Below are 19,308 nucleotides of genomic sequence, written 5' to 3'. Positions count from 1 at the left end.
CCTGCATGCCACTCTCCGAACTCCCCACTCCTCTCTGGGTACTTTATTCTCCATACAAAAACACCGGAGACCCCACAACAATTGTTGGTTGTCTCCGGTGTTCCGGTAGATTTGTATTATTCCTATAGACTTACTATGAAATGAAATATAACACCAAACTAGAACGGTGTCAATCCTATTTTCAAGCTATTTTCACATGCCGTATAACATAAAAGAGTCCGGTTGTCCCGCTTGCCTTACCCCGTTTCTTGCGTAATCGTCCCTTGGGAATGCAGATAAAGCTGTTCATAGTAGCCATGCAGCTCCAGCAGCTCCCCATGGTTTCCCTCTTCCACAATACCTCCCTGGCTCATAACGATAATGCGATCGGCTTGCATAACCGTGGACAGTCGGTGGGCGATTACGATCGACGTTCTCCCCTGGGCAACAACACTTAACGCACCCTGAATCATTTGCTCCGTATGGGAGTCCAGATTAGCGGTAGCCTCGTCCAGAATCAATATTTTGGGTTGAAATACGATAATTCTGGCAAAGGAAATCAGCTGCCGCTCTCCAGCAGACAATCCGCTTCCACGCTCCGATACACGCGTATCATAGCCATCCTTCAAACGAGTAATGAGCGAATCAGCCCCAACCAGCTTACAGGCCTGAATGACCTGTTCCTGTAAAATCGTCTCATCAAACAATCTGACATTATCCATAATGCTGCCCGAGTATAAATACGGCTCCTGCTGCACAAGTCCAACCAATCGGTGCAGCTGGGCTTGTGGGATCTCCCGAATATCTACATCATCAATCCGAATACTGCCCTGCTGCACATCATAAAATCGGCAAAGCAAACTGATCAGCGAGCTTTTCCCGGCACCTGTGGAGCCTACGACCCCGATCATTTCACCCGGTGCAATGTGCAGATCGAGATCATGAATGACCTTCGTTTCCTCCTGATAAGCAAAGCTTACGTTATCAAAATCGATTTTCCCGCTGATGGCAGCCAAATCCAGAGACCGCGTTTCCACTGCATCCGTAATTTCCGGCTTAATCGAAAATACATTCCAGATCCGGTTCAACGAAACCGTGGTCGATTGAAGCGTATTCCATTGCTGGGTAATCGTATTGATCGGCTGGAAAAACTGCCTGATGTACGTAATGAAGGCGTACAATACCCCAAATTCAATCGCCTTATCAAATACGGCAATACCTCCAAGCCATGTCACAAAAGCAACCGACAAATTGCCCAATATATCAAAGGAGCGGTTAAACATCACATTCGTTCTGATCTCACGCAAATTTGCCTTGTAATAACTGACATTGTGATCCAAAAACCGCGATTGCTGCTCCTTCTCCTGATGAAAGGCTTGAATCAGATGCATACCGGACAAATTTTCCGCTACATACGATACCAGCTGAGACAGCTGCGCTCTGGAGATCTGGTAGGTTTTGCGCATATAGGAACGAAATCCCGAGGCAATCAGTACAATAATCGGCATCATCACCATGCAGTACCAGGTCAACTGAACATCCAATTGAAACATAATCACAATAATAAAAATCAGCGTCATCCCATCACGAACCAGACTTAACAGCACCTGTGTAAAAAACTGATTGAGCGTTTCCGTATCGCTGGACACATGCGTAATTAAGCTGCCGCTGGAGGTACGGTCATAGTAGGACATCGACAATTTGAAAATATGGCGAAACAAATCCTTACGGATGCGAGCAACGATGCTTTGGCCCGCCAGCTGCAGCAAATTATTTTGCAAGTAAGTAAAAAACAAGCTGCTGACCGATAATCCCAGATAGACCGCGCATATGATCAGGAGGGTCCTGTAATCATTTTTGCCTACCATTAAGTTATCATCAATAGCGATCTTGACCAGATAGGGCTGTAGCAGATCTGCGGCTATCGACAGCACGGTACAGAAAAATACGATGATAAAAGTAAGCCTGTGCGGCCTGGCATATACCGATAGCTCACGAAATGCGGACTTATAGGCTTGATTCGCTTGCGGCGGCGTGGTCTCCTGTTTACTGTTAGGCTTTTCCTTACGTAGGTTCGGCAATGCTGCTTCCCTCCTCTTGTATGGCAAGCAGCTTGGCGTACAAGCCCTTTTGCTGTACCAGCTCTCTGTGGGAGCCGCGCTCAACAATACGACCCTGATCCAACACGATAATTTCGTCTACATGCTTGATGGCGCTAATACGATGGGCAATCCAGATCGTCGTCTTCTGGGCGCGTACCCTGCGCATCGTATCAATGATGCTTTTTTCGGTTACGGAGTCCACAGCACTGACGCTGTCGTCCAGAATCATAATTGGCGATTCCTTGATCAGGCCCCGGGCCAGACTGGTGCGCTGCCGTTGTCCGCCTGATAGCGTAACTCCCCGCTCTCCCAGCTTGGTCTCGAACTTATCGGGGAATAAAGCGATGCTGGATGATATTTGCGCCTGCCTGGCAGCTTTTTCGACCAGATCCAAGGATGAGCTTCTCCGAAAAAATGCGATATTGTCGCGAATCGTCGTGCTGAATAAAAATCCCTCCTGAGGCACATAGGCAATTTGGGTTCTCAGACTTTCCAGCGTAAGCTCGCGAATATCCGTATCCCCTATCCACACCGTGCCTGCCGGAGGATCATAAATACGGAGCAATAGCTTAACCAAGGTAGATTTGCCGCTGCCTGTTTTGCCGACAATGCCCAATGATTTACCTGCCTGCAGACTGAAGCTGATATTATGCAGCACTTCATCCTCTTCTCCCGGATAAGCAAAGGATAGCCCTCTTACCTGAATCCCCGAAGAGTTAAAATCGGACGAAACGGCCTGCTCGATTTCCACGATATCCGACTTCATATCCAGTAAATGGTTAATACGCTCAAGCGATGCTCTTGAGCGCTGCATCGTGTTAATAACACGACCAATTTGTTGAAGCGGATTGACCATCATGCGGATATATAACGTCAGCGCTACGAAATTCCCCAAAGAAATTTGCTGATGAATCGTTAAATATCCCCCGAATGCTATCGTAACAATGAGCGAAAACGCACCCAAAAACGGAATCATCGCTTCAAACAACGAGGATAAACGAACCAGACGCAGCTGATGATCCCGGATGCGGTCTACAGTCTCCCCGAACCGTGCGATCATGATCGGCTCAACGGCAAATGTCTTCGCCACGCGAATACCGCCGAATTGCTCCTCCGCAGACTCCGTCATTTTGCCCAAAGACTCCTGTACGAGCAAGGAACGCTTCTTGATAACCGGACGAAAGCGGACAACGAGATACGGAATGAACAGCAGCGGGAATACACAGCAGATGATCAAATAAAACGGGATGGAGCTGAATAGCATCGTGACAACAACCGACAGGATCAAAATCGTCGAGTTGATAATGTGATTAAATCCCATTGAAATCGATTCGCGGATCGCGGTCACATCATTCATCACATAGCTGAGCAGCTTGCCTACCCCATGCTTCGAATAAAATTCAGCGCTTAGCGTCGTGAAATGATCGAATAATCGTTTTCTGGCAACGTACTCAAACCGCCGGCCCATCCTCATGATCAAATACTGCCCGACCGCCGTCAACAGCCCGAAGGAAACGCCAATACCGAGCAGTTCCAGGCTGTAATCGATAATTAACGTTTTGGTCAGTTCCCCCTGCTGCAGCTGATCGGTAAACAAGCCCAGCAGCTTCGGATAATACGATTGAATAATATTTCCACAAGAAATAGATAGGGCAGCCACGATATAAATCGGCCATTTGGACAGCACATAATCCGTCAATAAACGTGTCGCCTTCACTCGACCAGCCCCGTGCGCTCAATTCCTTCAACAAACCACCGCTGCGCAATTCCATATACGATCAACACGGGTACAATAATGAGAAAGGACGCGGCCATTTTGATCGGCTCCGAGAAAATACTGGTTCCTCCCTGCGCCTCATCGGCCGACAAGGATGCAGCCAGCTTGGCCAAGCTGATCGACAGCGGGACTTCCTTGGAACCGGACATATACATCGACGGTAGGTAGAAATCATTCCAATTCCATACAAACGAAAATAAAAAAACGACGATGATCGCAGACTTGGAAATCGGCAGCATGACCTTAAAGAAAAACCGGAAGGCATTGGCACCGTCTATTCTTGCTGCCTCTTCAAGCTCCTTGGGCAGTGTTGAGAAAAATTGTCGGAAAATGATGACGAACAATGCCCCCTTTAGTCCATGTCCGAATATAGCCGGTACAATCATCGGTAAGTACGTATTCGCCCAGCCAATTTCCTTGAACATCAGAATCGACGGCAATATCGTCAGTTGCGGCGGCATAATAAACGTAAATATCAAGGCGGCAAATAACAGCTTTTTTAATGGGAATTCCAGCCTGGCAAACGCATAACCCGCGATCGAGCAGGATATAATTTGCAAAATGGAAACGGACAACGAAATCGTCAGGCTGTAAAAAAACGCCGTTTTAAATTTGAGCATCTCGAATGCCGCCTGAAGATGTCCGGTATACAGCGACCGGGGTACCCAGATCACGGACGAATCCAGCATATTATTAGCATCCTTGAGCATCGTAATCATCATATACAAAATCGGCTTCAAATAAATAAAAGCGGTATCGATCAAGATCAGATACAGAAACAAGCGGAATAGAAACCCTTTATCCGCCTCCTTGCCGATAAAAAAATATTTCGTGGAGATCAATCGGTCCCTGATGGATACATCGGCCAATTGACGTTTTTTGAATAATTGGAGCACGCGTTCCATGGTGGTCCCCTCTTTCCTAAGAGTTTTTGCGTATGCAAAAACTGACTTCGTAAGCATTTCCTAAGCTTCTGCTAGCTGCGTTTGCCGCTGAATGCTTTATCGACCCGGCTGTAGAGCAGCATGACAATGCCGATGAATACGAGCACGATCATAAAATAAATCCACGCCAGAGCGCTGGACAACCCATAATTGGCTGTCGTCACCTTGCTAATAATCGGATTGGTCGGGAACGTAAACAAATCCACAACCGTAAAGATCAAATTCAAAAATATAAATGGGATGAGTCCCGGCAGCGTAATTTTCCAAAATGTATTCCAGGGATCTGCACCATCAATACGGGCAGCCTCATACACCGAGGAGGAAATCGTCTGCCTCCCCGCCAGAAAGATCAAAATTTGCACCCCGGAGTACCATAGTACAAGCACAAACGAACTAATAACATGATTGATCGGTTCGACCCAGGTTTTGGGGACATATTCAATAATATACGAATCGATTCGTAAAGATTCCACAAAGGATAATGTACCTTCACCCTGTTTAATAAATTCCAGTATAATTTGACCTGATGAAAAAATAACGGGTAGGAAAAAAACGACTCGAAAAAAGGTTCTTCCCCAAAACTGCTGGTTCAATAAAATCGCAATCAGCAGCGAGAATATAAGAATAATCGGGATCATTACGGCCGCTTCACGCAGAAAGGGAATCAAATCGTCATAGAGCAGCCCGCCATCAGCAAATAAAATTTCACGATAATATTCCACGCCATTGGGTATCGTCTCAATCCCATTGACCGTCACCTTTACACGATGAAAGCTCATGTATAAGGAGAACACCAAAGGAAAGGCTACAAAAGCCAGAAAACCGACTACCCATGGAGTAATAAAAAGCGTCCCCTCCAATTTGCGGAGCGTGGCTCCTTGAAGTTTCAGTTTGCTCATCGCTGCGCCCCCCTCTTACCGACAATAAAATCCTGGGCCGGAACGCGAATACTGCCATTCGTGAATTCCTGCTCGTTGTAGTTCACGATGATGGTTTTGCCACCTTCGTAGGTGGTTTCTTTGACATTGGGAGCTAGCGTCCTGTGCCCGATGATCAGCTTATCCTGAACATCACCAAGCGCTTCATTAAACCGTTTATATTCCTCGGCAGCCGCCGCCTCCCAATCCCGATAATTCATACTGTAATACCAGACAGAATAGGCGCCTTTCATCGTACCGGATGGAGCACTCGTAAATACATAAGCTGGATAAGCGCCCAATTCGATACTGCGCAGGAAATCCGTACGATATTGTTCACGTAAATTGGACCATTCCGATGTGTACGTGATCAAGCCGTGCAGCACAATTTGCGTAAAAGGTACCGATTCATCCACAAAAATATCATACGAGTAAGTATCAGCTAATCGGTGAATATGGTTAACCTCATTCAAAGTATAGAAATTAGCATTCTCCGCATGGACGCTGCCAAGCGTGTCCTTCGTCTGCTTAAGAATAGCCTGCTGACTCTTCAACACCTCACTGCGGCTTGCCTGATAGCTGTTATTGTAATCGCTATTCAAATATTGCCCGATACCCTCATTGAAATATATACCGTCGGCACCGAGCGCTTTGTAGCTGCCCAAATCCTTTTGGGCCACACTAGCGGTAAAGATCGGACTCACAAGCGTTGTCATTTCGTGATTAGCATAATTTTCAAATTCGATTACCTTGCCCGCCAAGTCACGAAGCCCGTCAAACATCGGCCAAAATCGGTCTCTTCCATTATTATTCAATGTATAGTTGGCTGTCAGGTATACCGGAATTTGCTGGGAATGAGCGTACTGGATAAATTGCTGCATCCCCTCATTGCCCCCTATTCGTGAATCCACGGGGAACAGACCGCCATGCGAGCTGTAGCCATCCTGCTGCCATCCTGCATATTGAACCGTCAAATTTTTCAGCCCCCGTGCGGTCAGGTTCTTGATCATATCAATAGCCTCAGCCGTCGACGTCCCCTTCAAATATTTGTCCCACAGCAGTCCCTTTTTGATATCAGCGCCAATGATGTCGATATATACGGGAACCTCACCGCTTTTGGGCTGAACAGGCTTCAAACTTTTGTCTTTAACCAGATAGGTCCTGTATGTCTCTGCCATTCCGACGTAATCGCTTTTGTCCGGTGCAAGGAAATAATAGCGAGTCTTGCGCTCCGGAACTGTAAAACGATCCTTACTGTAGGTGAAAAATCCGGTTTGCGCTTTTTTGCTCGTATTTTGGAAAAATTTGATACGGTACTGCCATTCTGTCGTTACCCAGTTATATTGTCCGAAGGCACCATTCGGAGATGCGAATACCTTGCCGTATTCCTCACCCGAAACCATCACTCCGACCAGACCCTGAGCTCCCGATTTCAAACCGAATACAGGGATTCTAAGCGGATTGCGTGCTGTCGTTTCATTAAAGAAGCCACTATCTGGACCATATACGTTTGCACGGTAAAATGATTTATCATTGGCCTGATTCGGCTTGAAGCGTATCAGCGCCCCTGAACCGTCCGGTACAAACAGGTAGCCCTCCTGCTTATCATTGTAAGCCTCCGCTCCCAATAACGGATACAGCTTCAGATTCAGCAGACTAAGCTTGCCTTCTTTAATATCCGGATCCACAATAACCGCATCTACGTAATCATCCTGCAATCTGACCTCAACCGGAATTTTAAACTGCGTGCCTGTAAAATTGAACACGACCTTGAACCCGTTCGGCGTCGTTTGGAAGCCTTCCAGAACCCCTTTATCCTCCGTCCAGCTAATTGTTTTGGCCTGAGATTTGGAATTGGACGCATCGATGTATTCCAGCATAATCGGTGATAACAAGTTATTTCGCCACGTTCCAGTTATCGTTTCCTTGGCCCACTGCTCCGGATTCGGATAGGAACGCCATACTTGTCCGGTTTGCTTATTTTCCACCTTGAAGTGGGCTGTCGCGTCATGGACCCACAACTTTAGCACGGACGATTCGGCTATGGCACGAAAGCCCGCTTCTTCCGGTAGCCCTGACTTCGCCGCTCCAGCCGACTGCGGGGCGGGAGCAGAGGTCGCTGCTGGCTGCGATGCTGGAGGGGCTGCTGGTGGAGCAGCCGCTGTCGGATTTTGGACCGAAGCTGCGGGTGCGGATGACGCCACAACCGTGCCATTTCCACTCGAAGGCTGCGGGGCCGCCGATCCAAGTACCGTTTTACTGTTCTCCTTCTGATCGGCGGCATACAACCAATTAATTCCCGGCTGTTGAAACAGCGCAATGGCCACTATCATAGCTATTATCAGCGCAGCTGCTGATCGATACCAAACCTGCTTACGCCTCATCGAATCGTTACCTCCTGGAAGACCGAATAACCGAAATCCGTCAATTCTTTCGTTAATCCAACCGTAATAAAAATCAATACGCCAAGCACCGTCATCGTAATCAACGATAGCACGACGCTCACTGACGTTTCTCCTATACTGTAATTTTGCAAGCTCTGCACCTTCCAGAACAGCAGCAGGCCAATCCAGACAAATAAACCAAAGTACAGAAAATAATAAATCGAGCTTTCATTTAATGTCATCACATTGGAGAGGATCGTTAACGGCAATCCGACCAGCACCAATGGAAATAAGGCGTAGGTGCTTCCATAAACAACATCACGGAATCGACCTTCTCCACGTAAAATCGAAGAAATCAAATAGTTGGAAATGACCCATGCGAGCCATATCGCCAGAAATTGAACGGCTATCGTCAGCAAGTTAACTTCAAGAATAACAGCCGGATTAAAAATAAAGCTGATACCTGCCTGCATGATGCAGTAGGATGCCATAGCCAATATCCATATAATCAGGCTGCTCCAGGCTCCTGCTTTGTTTTCGTAGCGAAGCCCTCCAAACCCGTCAATCGGATGCTTTAATATATAAAAGGCTTGCCCCAGCTGCTGTACAAGCAAACTTTCACTGCGCTTACGCTGACGCCACTTTTGCCGCCAACCGCTTCGCTTGCTCCACTTTTCCAAAATAAACAGCACGATGAAAACCGCTATAATGACATTCATCAGCACGCCGAAGTTCTTTTGGAACCAGACCAGACGGTTTTGCCAAAAGGCATCCGAATAGCCTTGCGCCTGACCCGCTTCATAAAACAGCTGCTGGGCTCGGGTATAGTCGCCTTTTTTATAAGCGGCCTTCGCCAGCCCCAAAATCGCAGGCGTATAATAGGCGTTAAGCCGATTGACCTCCGCCCACAGCGCTTCACTTTCCTCATATTTGCCTTCCTGTGTCAAATGGTTGGCCTTGTGCACCAAGGCGCCAAATTCAGAAAGCCGGAACGATTGAACAAAATTGTTTTCGCCGTCGAGAATAAACAATTCGTTCTTAGAGTTGGTCGTAATGGCCGTAGGTGTCTTGACCAAGCCCAGCTTGGTCGTTACCGCATTGTCGTCGCCCCACCAGAAGAACAGCAAGTTACCGGAGCTGTCATATTGGTTCACAACCTTCAGCTTCGAATCAATCACGGTAATGTTGCCATCAAGATCTACCGTTAAATCCGACAATAAAGGCACGCGATTCTGGAAGTCAAAAAAGGCCATTTCCCCATAAGACGTTTTCTTATCGCTCTTGGCGAAATCGCCTTTGCTTTCCAGCTGGTCCAGACCTGCGATATTCAGCTTCTTGATTTGTCCGTACTCCACATCCTTGGAAACCGTATAAATCATGCCATCCTGATCGGCCGTCACGCTCGCTATCGAGCCGGGCAGCTTACTGATTTCACGTACGTACATCTCCCGTGTATATACCAGCCTTTTGAACATGTCGATTAAGGAAAAACTTGTCGTATTGGCACCAAAGAAGCCTTGAAAATTGCCTGTCGGGTCCAGCTGGACAAGCCCTTGATAGCCGCCAAGTGCCGCTATATATAGAAATCCACGTTTGTCGACGACCAGCTTCACCGGATCAAACTTGAACGATGCTGGAAGAAACTTGGATTCAGGACGCTTAAACTCACGAATGAGCTTGCCATCTTTATCAAGGCTAACCACACGCTTGTTCCCCGTATCGGCAACATAAATCGTTCCTTTGGGATCGATGAACAGTCCTTGCGGCTTATTCAGCGGACTTTCCTTAACGTCCAAAATACGAACCAGATTCCCCTTTTCATCCAGATGGACAATCCGGTTGTTCCCGGTATCCGCAATATAAATCTGATCCTTGTCATCTATAAACAGATCCTGGGCTTGCTTAAGCGGTGAAAAGATCAGCTGATCCGGCTTTTTCGGGTCAGGAATATAAATCTCGCGCCCAAGAGCCGCAACCGGATTGTAGGCAGATTGGGTCCAGACCAATTGATCGTAGCCATCCTTGTAATTCGTGTTATATGGCGTATAGGCAAGGATTTCCGCCGGTCGAATGAATACCGTCGAGATAATAGCCGCAAGCAGGATCAGTAGAAGCTGTTTGATAAGATACGAGCGCAAGAAGTCGTCCTCCTTTCTTATTTAATACCGGAATGCGCCATCGTAGAGATCACCTTTCCCTGGAAGAACAGGAAGATCAGCAGGTTGGGCACGAACATAATTAAAGCCGCTGCTGCTGCAGCGCCTTGACGGGCTACAATATTGGCTGCATTGTTCGTTAATGTGCTCAGAAAAAACGGAAAGTTTTTCATTTCATCATTTTGCATAAACAGCTGAGAGGTTTCCACGTTCCCCCAGGAATTTTGAAACGTCAAAATCGCTACGGTCGCTACAGCCGGCATGCACACCGGAATAACAATTCGCAAAAACACTCGAATTTCACCTGCTCCATCAATTCTCGCCGCCTCCAGCAGTTCGTTCGGCAGCTGATCGATAAACTGCTTAAGTAAAAAAACGCCTACCGGCATTGCAAGCAGCGGTAATATATGCCCCCAATAGGTGTTCATAATGCCGAGATGGCTGACGACCAGATATCGCGGAATTTGCATCACCTCGGGAGCGAACATCAGCGTCAGCAGAATAAGGCTGAACACAAAGCGGTGACCCGGAAATTTATGCTTGGAAATTGGATAAGCGCACATTGCACTCACCAGCGTAACACCAACCACAGCTGCAACCGATATGAGCACGCTGTTAAACAAATAACGGGTAATCGGCACCGTGGAGTTGGCAGCTACCAGAAACAGCTCCGTAAAATTCTGCAGGGTAGGCTCCCTGACAAAAATATTAGGCGGATACACAAACAATTCATGATAAGGCTTCAGAGCATGATTCAAAATATATACGATAGGCAGCAGCATAAAGATGGACAAGAGAACCATCAGAACGATCAATATTTTTTGAAACGTGTCCATTCTTTGCAGCCGGGGTCTTTTGCGGAATACACGGGAAAGCTTCCAGGGCACGCGCAATGTTGTCATCTTTCAACCTCCTTAGAGTTTTCCGTATGGAAAACTTGCATCGTAAGCATTCAATTGAGTTTTCCTTTAAGAAAACTTTCTTCGTAAGCATTAATAGAAGTCCGGGGAATAATGAGCGGAGCGGCCAAATGATCCTGGAGAAGCGTTAGCGCTCGCCTTTGTTTCCGTACTTTTACCGCTAAATCTCTTATAAAATGATAAAAATACGAAAACAACAGCTGAGAGTTTGTTAGCAAACTAGCTTCGTAAGCATCTTCTCGGAAGGATATTTGGACGCGCAGCGGGACTTATTCACCGGACTTCGATTAATCGTCGGCTGAACCGAACAACGTCCAGCTCAATTTGTTGGACACATACATCAAGATCAACAGAAATACCGAAATCGCTGCTGCATAGCCCATTTCAAAACGGATAAACCCATAATCATCGATATGATTAATAATCAAATGACCTGCGTATTCAGGCGTCGGATTCACACCGGACAGCTCCACACCAATCGCTCCCGCTTTGAACGTCGCGACAATAGCCATCACCGCTCCGAACAGCATCTGCGGCTTCATCGACGGAATCGTGATGAACCAGATTTCCTGTATTCTGCTGGATATGCCATCCAGACGCCCTGCCTCATACAGTTCCTTGTTCACATTGAGAATACCTGCCAGCATGGCCAGAAAGCCGACGCCCATACTGGACCAGAGCGTGACCACAATCATCGAATTCATTAAATAGTCTTTACTCGTTACCCACAGCTTAGGTACATCAATGAACCCAAGCTGCAGCAGTATACTGTTCAAATAGCCGATTCTATCACCCGTCAGCATAGGCAGCCAGACGATCGACATCGCAATTCCAATTGTCAGGGATGGTGTATACATCGCAAGCGCGAACCATCTGCGCAGTGAATCGGGCAGCTGGGTAATCAACCAGGCAAGTGAAAAAGCTGCAATATATCCCCCTGGCCCGACGATAAGCGCAAATTTGAATGTATTGGGCAGTGCATATTTCAAGAACAGCAGATCCTGGGAAATCAAATACTGAAAATTTTGCCATCCGATAAATCTCGGCTGTTCAATCGCATTAAAATAAGTGAAGCTCAAGCCCACCGCCGCAAGCACAGGGATAAAAATAAAGGCGGTGAAGCACAGCATGAACGGTGCAATAAAGAGATAGGATAGACGATACGCCCATATTTCCGAGAGCAGGCTGCCAAGTCTGCTCTCTTGCGGCTCCACCTGTGGCTTTGCAGACGCCTTGACGGGCGTGCTGATCGCGACATTTGAGATTTTATTTAACATAGGCGTTAACCCCTTCCCACGGCTTATTAATCACCGGCAAATCCAAAGTTTTGATTACACGTCCATCCTGATCGACATAACCGAATTCCTGCTGCTTGCGCCTGAGCTCCCTGTCGATGTCCAGAACAGCCGTTTCCAGTGAGCTTCGATAATTCGTGCCATCCACAACAGCCCGCAGCCAGGCATTCGTAATCTCTCTTTCCAGAAAATATCCGCCTGGCAGGTTGGGTACATCCTTGTACCAGCTCCACTGCTTGAGAATAACGTTGGCATCCTCCTGCTTCCATGGCAGCTTGGTGAACGCCTGAGCATTGGATGTATTCCAGCGGAAAGCGACGCCGTTCACCGCTTCGATATCGTTGCCATACCGTGCCTGGGTCTCTGGAGAAACCCACCACTGCATGAATTTCCAGGCCTGATCCTTTTTCTTGGACTTTTCAAAAATAACACCTGTTCTCTGCCCGCCTCCGGCCCACCGCTCAACGGTTCCGTCCGGCTGCTTCACCCCGGGAATTTCGGCAATTCCCCAGCGGTTATTGAGCTCAGGTGCTGCAGCGGTCAGCTGTACATACATATTGTAATCCGAGACACCAATTGGCATCGTTCCTCTGCGGAAATGCTGGTAAAAGCTCGGGACCTCTTTTTCCACTGCGTACGTATTATACAGGTCGGTCCACTGCTTGAACGATTTAAAGCCCTGCGGCGTATCCAGCGCCGTTCGCAAGCCCGGAGGCTCATAAAACTCCGAATGATTCTGATAAAAAAACGGTGTATAATCCTTCGGATTCATATAAAAATTCAAAGAATTTTGCTGTAAAACCGGCAGCAGTGCATACACATCATCCCACGTCTGCGGGATTTCCAGGCCCAATTGCTTTAAAATATCCTTTCTATAAAAGAGTACCTGAAACGACTGCGTTTCCGGGATCGCATAATATCCCTTATTGTAATGCAGCGGCAGCCAGGACCCAGGGCTGTACTGCTTATAAATATTCGCAAAATCAGGGAACTTTGATAAATCCGTGACACTTCCGCGAATCGCATAATCCACAGGCAAATCCTGCGTTAAGCCAAGCGCCACGTCCGGCTGAATGCCTGCTGCATTGGACATGACGAGCAGTTGTGGCGTAGGCAGCAGGTTAACCTTCACCTTAATACCCGTATCCGCTGTGAATACCTCATCCGTGAGCTGCTGCAGTTGATCTACATAGTCACGACCGCGCTGCACCCAGACGTTTAATACACGTTCATCCAGATCACTCAAGCTGTCCCGCGATTGGAAGGAGTAGAAAAAATTCGTGACTGAACCCGCTATTTGCGAAATCCAGGAAGCCTCCATCTCTGGAAACGGTTTTTCCAATGGAGCTATGTAGATTTCATCCAGCTGCAATGGCTGCTGCAGCAGTTGTTCAATGAAATTACTAATCTTTTCATTAATACTTGTAATTTGATCGGCATAATAAGGTACATCATCCAGCTTCTTCAGCAGCTCGCGAATATCCTGCGCGGACGTGCTGAAGCCCTGGATAATGCTGTCCTTACTTCCGTTCACCAGCAGCAGCTGCCCGGACAAGCTATCCATCAGCTTGGCAGTTTCATCCAAACGACCTGCCAGATCAGGCAGCTCCTGATCCACCTTCCAGGTGCGGTTTCTATCAATCAAACCACCCGTGAGCGCTCTTAAATCCTGATCGATAGACCGAAGCCGCTGCGACAATTCATCAATTCCGATCAGAATCGGCTTGATTGGAGCTCCAGTCACAGCTATCGACAATGTATGCTTGCCTTTTTCCAGAAACAGCTCGTAGGGCTTGCCGTCAGGCTGTTCAAGGACAGTTCCCTTCCAGCTCGAATTGTAGGGAAAACGATACATAAGGAACTCTTCAAATGGAACCTTGTCATCAATCTTGATTCTGCGGAAGGAGGACTTTTGCGAAATTTGATTTTGCAGGGATCGCAGTGCGAGCTTGTATTTACCTGTCTCCGGCACCTCGAAATTCCACGTAATTTCCTGATTCTGATACATCCATCTTTTGGCTCCTACCGTATTGTAGGTGATTCTACCCTTGGCAACAGGAACGGTCCGCGGGTCGGTATCGGAAAACAGCTTGATCGAAGTATCATTCTTCAAAGCCATATCCTCGGCCTGTAGAGTCAAGGCTTGTGCTTCAACAGGCTTGGATTGTGGATAAGCAGCAGCCACTCCTGCGTAAGGCTTGAGCTTTTCGGGAGGTACGATTCGCAGCTCCTCTATAGCGACTGGCTCGTTTCCACTGAGTCTGATCGTATGAACGCCCTCGGTGAGATACCACTTTAACGGATTCGCATACGCGCCTTCCGAGTCAATAAACGGTTGTATACGCCAAGCCGGCGCTTCAATCGAACGGGGTCTGACTTCGTCTCCATCGTCATTTTTCAGGATCGGACGCGCGTCCTTCCATTCCCTGTAAAATGTAATCGATGAAGCCTCCCGAAAGGGATGCTTCCCATCAAGTGTTACGTCCCATGCGATTGGATTGCCGACCCCGTTACCCGGAAGCGGACGATAAGAAGCCTGAAATTCGTATAAGCCCTTTGCGGATACGTTAAACTGGTATTCCACCCAGCTTGTAGAAGCTGCCTTCCATAGCAAAACGTCCGTTTTTCCCTCCAAGCTGCCTGTAGAAAAGATTGAACCCTCAGAGCGTGCCGCAGGTGCTGCAGCTTTAATGGTAACGGAGTTAGCTGCATCCTGAGCTCCCTGCTGCTTCCACGTTTGCAGAACATCTGCATAATAAAGCTCGAAGTCAGGGCTATTTATGGTTTTGGCATCCGTTGCTTTGGCAGCTTGTGGTGTGACAGCAGTCGGGGGCTGCTGCTCCTGCTTAATAGCTGTCGCATTTGCCACCGGAGCTGTCCCTTCCGCAGGCAGGAGGCTTATCGCTCCCAAGACGTAAGCTAACACAACGGGCAGGATTCGCTTCCGAGCGTGTTTAGTAAAATGAATGGACAACAAAGCGTACACTCCCTTCCCGATGACAAATGTGATTTAAACAAACCTGGTTCCGGTATCTCTATGGAAAAATAAGGCCTTCGTCATATCTGGAGAAAGCCGAACCTTCTCGTCTTCTTTGGCCTGGAATCCCGGATTGACCCGAACGACCAGCAGCTTATCCTGACCGATATCCAGATGAAGGAATCGATCCGCACCCATCAATTCACTGAGCTTATACACACCGGTTAAAATCGCATCGGAGTAAAGACCTTCCAAATTAATATTTTCCGGCCGGATTCCAAGCGTTAACGTCCGATTAATCTGATTGTGTTTAACCAGGATCGGTACCAAATCATTAGGAATTTCCAATGTAAAGCGAGATGTGGAAAACTCCAGCTTGCCCGGAACATTTTCCACAATGCGCCCATCGATAAAATTCATTTGAGGTGAACCGATGAAGCTGGCAACGAAGGTATTGCTCGGGTATCTATAGATCGTTTCCGGAGTATCCACCTGCTGGATGACGCCGTCCTTCATCACCACAATCCGATCACCCATCGTCATCGCTTCGATCTGATCGTGTGTTACATAGATGAAGGTGACACCCAGCGTTTTGTGAAGCTTGATAATTTCCGTACGCATCTGCACCCGCAGCTTCGCGTCCAGATTGGAGAGGGGCTCATCCATAAGGAACACTTTGGGATTACGCACAATCGCACGACCTAACGCAACACGCTGACGCTGACCTCCTGATAAATTTTTGGGCTTGCGGTCCAGATATTGCTCAATCTCCAGCACACGCGCCGCCTTTTTCACCGCCAGATCGATTTCATGCTTGGGCAGCTTGCGCAGCCTGAGACCGAAGGCAATATTCTCGTAGACACTCAGATTCGGGTACAAGGCATAGTTTTGAAAAACCATTGCGATGTCCCGATCCTTGGGAGGCAGGTTGTTCACCAGCGTGTCGCCAATATAAATTTCGCCTTCCGTGACGTCCTCAAGCCCGGCAATCATCCGCAATGTCGTTGATTTGCCGCAGCCGGATGGACCTACAAAGACAAGGAATTCCTTGTCTTTGATGTCCAGATGGAAATCGTGAACGACCGGATGCTTATCCTTGCCATACCGCTTGTATAAATGATTAATCACAATTTCCGCCATTATCACCACTCCCTCTTGTCGGACCTGTCGCTCTGCAGCTTGTCACCACTCTTCTCGAAGTACGGTGAATAAGTCTCCGCTGCGCGGGCGGATCATTCCTCCGAGGTTATGCTTCCGAAGCCAGTTTGCTTAGGCAAACTCTCAGCTGTTGTCTTCAGATTTCTTGATTATACAAGACATTTAGCTGTAGAAATCCAAAGACAGCGTAGGCTTCCGAAGTCGCTTTCTTACAGAAAGCGTGTAGGCGAACACTTCGCTTCTCCAGAACGATTCCGCCCACTCCGCTCTTTATTCACCGAACTTCTGATCATCCGATGCTTCCTGATCAACCTTTTGCTGTACTTGCGGGTTCTTTAATCGCCAATACACCTTGGCCGGAACCTGCCGCTTCGCTCGTAATAACATCGATCTCGGCAAGCTCCTCAGCCGAGAGCTTCTCACCTACATGTTGCACCGATTCTGTGACTTGCAACGCACTGGAAGCACCCAGAATAGCGGACGTAATATGCGGTCTACTCACAACCCATGTTAGTGCCAACTGAGCCAATGACCAGCCCTTGCGCTCGGCAATCCCTTTCAACTGCTCAACAATTCGGAAGTTGCGCTCTTCATCAAGCAGCACTTGCAGACGTTTCTCGCCAGCTGCTCCACGAGTTCCTTCCGGCGGAGCTTGCTCAAAGTTGTATTTGCCGGTCAGCAAACCACGTCCAAGCGGACTGTACACAATGACACCAACTTCTTCGGAAGCGGCAAAAGGCAGCAGCTCTTTTTCAATATCGCGGGCAATAATGCTGTATTCCGGTTGTACGCTTTCGTATCGGTGAAGGTTTAAGCGGGCCGAGATACCATGAGCCTTGGCAATTTGCCATGCAGCGTAATTGGAAGCACCGATGTATCTAACCTTTCCTTGACGGACCAGATCGTCCAAAGCTCTCAAGGATTCCTCAAGTGGCGTTTGTTCGTCAAAGCGGTGTACCTGGTACAAATCAATGTAATCCGTTTTCAGGCGTTTAAGACTGTTTTCAACCGCGCGAAGAATGTGATAACGGCTCTGTCCTGCGTCATTGGGCTCCAGTCCTACTCGACCGTGAACCTTCGTTGCCAAAATGATACGGTGTCTGCGTTCTCCGAGCAGGTTGCCAAGAATCGTTTCCGATTGGCCGCCCTCCAGCGGATTGTTGCGATCCGAACCCGTGCCGTACACATCTGCGGTATCAATCAGGTTAATACCAGCGTCCAGTGCCGTGGCCGATTGCTGCTCGCTGATCCAGCGTCCAAATGCCATGGTGCCGAGACTGACCTCGGATACCTTTAAACCGGTTCTGCCAAATTTTCTAAGATTGATACTCATGATTAAACACTCCTTATAGATAGGTATGGGTTATTTATATTTATGAATGCGTTATGATACGAAACTATCTTTGTTGGTGACAGCAGCACGCTCCTGCAGCTTTTTCTTTACAGCAGGGATCAATGCTTTGCCGGAAATCGATGCTTCCTCCAGATTCGGATAGCCTGAGAGAATAAAGGAGGAGACGCCGATATCGATGTATTCAATCAAACGATCCGCAACCTGATCCGGTGTGCCAACAAAGGCCATTGCACCACCTCCGCGTACGACAGATAGCCCTGCCCAGAAGTTGGGGGCAATAACATAATCATGTTTGGCCGACTGCCTCCGCACCTGATTTTGCCTCTGCTGTCCAGCCGACTCGGCCTGTGAAAACCTTGCCTCTGTTTCCTGCAGCGTCGCAGGATCGACTTTGCTTACAATCAGCTTGGCTGCTGCCCAAGCCTCTTCCTCCGTCTCGCGAATAACTACCTGCGCTCTGATGCCATAGCGGATGTTGCGATCAATCCCCTGCGTCCTGTGCAGCACATCGCGGTGATATTCCACTTCATCGATCTGCTCCTTGATCCATTCAAGCGGCTCCGCCCACATCAGATATACATCGGCAATCTCGGCTGCGGTTCGCTTCGCTGCAGGAGAGCTGCCGCCAAAATAAAACGGTGGATGCGGCTTTTGCACAGGTGGTGGATAGCTGACTCCACCCTCAATTTGAAAATACTGGCCGTTGAAGTCAAATGGCTCCACTTCCTGACTCTTGCCACGGGAAGCCAGTATTTGATTCCCTTCAACCTGCTGAGAATTAATCCACAGCTGGCGGACGATCTTGATATATTCCAACGTACGTGCGTATCTGGCATCCTTGTCAAAGGCCAGCGAATCCCCCATAGCCTTCATATCCTCAGCAGAGCTGCCTGTCACGATATTGATCAGCGCCCTGCCTCCTGTCACTTCATCGAGCGTTGCTCCCATCCTTGCAGCTAGCGCAGGAGCGATTAAGCCTGGACGCATAGCTACCAGCGGCTTGAACACCTTCGTATGTGCGGCCAGTGTCGCTCCCATAATCCAGGCATCCGTGCAATGCCCGCCTGTTGGGATCAAAGCAAAGGTGTAGCCAGCCTCCTCCACAGCTTGTGCAACACGTATCATGTAGGCGGTATCCACGACACGATCAGGCTTGACGCCAATAAATGGGCCATCTCCTCTTGTTGGCATATACCACCCGAATTCCGGCTCAATGGCTTGATGCTGAACCATCTTCTCCTCACTCCTTTGAATCCAGTCTGCGATTTTAAACAAAAAGAGCACAACAAAGTGTTGTGCTCTTCCAGTGGTCTGGTCATCGCAATTTATTATTCCTATAGTTTTA

At 48.1% G+C, this 19,308-nt stretch carries 12 protein-coding genes; all 12 read right to left on the bottom strand.

Annotated features, from left to right (window positions below; translation table 11 throughout):
* Positions 1 to 236 precede the first annotated feature (236 nt).
* Positions 237 to 2,060, bottom strand: a complete 1,824-nt coding sequence (locus OB236_RS19650) for an ABC transporter ATP-binding protein (protein WP_262685523.1) — start codon at positions 2,058 to 2,060, stop codon at positions 237 to 239.
* Positions 2,044 to 3,798 carry an ABC transporter ATP-binding protein gene (locus tag OB236_RS19645; protein ID WP_262685522.1) on the bottom strand — a complete coding sequence of 585 codons (1,755 nt, stop codon included), beginning with the start codon at positions 3,796 to 3,798 and terminating at the stop codon, positions 2,044 to 2,046. The genes OB236_RS19650 and OB236_RS19645 overlap by 17 nt, the downstream gene beginning before the upstream one ends.
* Positions 3,795 to 4,763: a carbohydrate ABC transporter permease gene (locus tag OB236_RS19640; RefSeq protein ID WP_262685521.1), complete on the bottom strand. Its 969-nt coding sequence runs from the start codon at positions 4,761 to 4,763 to the stop codon at positions 3,795 to 3,797. The genes OB236_RS19645 and OB236_RS19640 overlap by 4 nt, the downstream gene beginning before the upstream one ends.
* Positions 4,764 to 4,834: 71 nt before the next feature.
* Complete coding sequence (locus OB236_RS19635) at positions 4,835 to 5,701, bottom strand: carbohydrate ABC transporter permease (protein WP_262685520.1); 867 nt, start codon at positions 5,699 to 5,701, stop codon at positions 4,835 to 4,837.
* Positions 5,698 to 8,103, bottom strand: coding sequence for a DUF5696 domain-containing protein (locus tag OB236_RS19630; protein WP_262685519.1), 2,406 nt, complete (start codon positions 8,101 to 8,103; stop codon positions 5,698 to 5,700). Before OB236_RS19630 ends, OB236_RS19635 begins: the two co-directional genes overlap by 4 nt.
* On the bottom strand, positions 8,100 to 10,211 hold the full coding sequence (locus tag OB236_RS19625) for an SMP-30/gluconolactonase/LRE family protein (RefSeq protein ID WP_408638503.1): 2,112 nt from the start codon (positions 10,209 to 10,211) through the stop codon (positions 8,100 to 8,102). Before OB236_RS19625 ends, OB236_RS19630 begins: the two co-directional genes overlap by 4 nt.
* Before the next feature lie 47 nt (positions 10,212 to 10,258).
* On the bottom strand, positions 10,259 to 11,161 hold the full coding sequence (locus tag OB236_RS19620; RefSeq protein ID WP_262685517.1) for a carbohydrate ABC transporter permease: 903 nt from the start codon (positions 11,159 to 11,161) through the stop codon (positions 10,259 to 10,261).
* Positions 11,162 to 11,466: 305 nt separating this feature from the next.
* Positions 11,467 to 12,456, bottom strand: a complete 990-nt coding sequence (locus OB236_RS19615; RefSeq protein WP_262685516.1) for a carbohydrate ABC transporter permease — start codon at positions 12,454 to 12,456, stop codon at positions 11,467 to 11,469.
* Entirely contained in the window at positions 12,446 to 15,451 is a 3,006-nt protein-coding gene (locus OB236_RS19610) for an extracellular solute-binding protein (RefSeq protein WP_262685515.1), read from the bottom strand. Before OB236_RS19610 ends, OB236_RS19615 begins: the two co-directional genes overlap by 11 nt.
* A 33-nt stretch (positions 15,452 to 15,484) precedes the next feature.
* On the bottom strand, positions 15,485 to 16,591 hold the full coding sequence (locus tag OB236_RS19605) for an ABC transporter ATP-binding protein (RefSeq protein ID WP_262685514.1): 1,107 nt from the start codon (positions 16,589 to 16,591) through the stop codon (positions 15,485 to 15,487).
* A gap of 325 nt (positions 16,592 to 16,916) precedes the next feature.
* Complete coding sequence (locus OB236_RS19600; RefSeq protein ID WP_262685513.1) at positions 16,917 to 17,942, bottom strand: aldo/keto reductase; 1,026 nt, start codon at positions 17,940 to 17,942, stop codon at positions 16,917 to 16,919.
* Between the two features lie 51 nt (positions 17,943 to 17,993).
* On the bottom strand, positions 17,994 to 19,196 hold the full coding sequence (locus tag OB236_RS19595) for an LLM class flavin-dependent oxidoreductase (protein ID WP_262685512.1): 1,203 nt from the start codon (positions 19,194 to 19,196) through the stop codon (positions 17,994 to 17,996).
* Positions 19,197 to 19,308 lie beyond the last annotated feature (112 nt).

It is taken from the genome of Paenibacillus baimaensis (assembly GCF_025567575.1).
Note: the sequence above shows the minus strand (reverse complement) of the source record. Positions and strands in the feature narration are given on the sequence as shown.